At 70.0% G+C, this 377-nt stretch carries 1 protein-coding gene; it reads left to right on the top strand.

Annotation, left to right across the window (positions count from 1 at the left end):
• Positions 1-377: hypothetical protein (locus EBL84_RS17215; RefSeq protein ID WP_190288003.1), on the top strand; the 377-nt coding region annotated here is incomplete at both ends.

The following is a 377-nucleotide window of genomic DNA, read 5'->3' on the forward strand; positions in this document are numbered from 1 at the left end:
CAAGCTCACCAGCGCCACCTATGACGCCGCCACCGGCACCCTGGTGGTCACCGCCACCAATATCCAGGCCAACGGCGGCGGCGCGGACATCGATGCCAGCGCCCTCACCCTCACCGGCGCGGGCGGGACGGGCTATACCCTGACCGACACCATGGACGTCGAGCGCACCTCGGCCACCCAGTTCACCCTGACGCTGAGCGCCACCGATCGCGCCGGGGTCGGGCCGCTGCTCAACAGCGACGGCACCACGTCGACCGGGGGCACGACCTACAACCTCGCCGCCGCCGATGACTGGAACACCGCGGTGAGCGCCGGCGACAGCAGTGATGCCACCGGCAACGGCCTCACCGTCAGCAATGTACCGATCCCGACGCTGA

The organism is Marichromatium sp. AB31 (assembly GCF_003718685.1).
Lineage (GTDB): Bacteria > Pseudomonadota > Gammaproteobacteria > Chromatiales > Chromatiaceae > Marichromatium > Marichromatium gracile.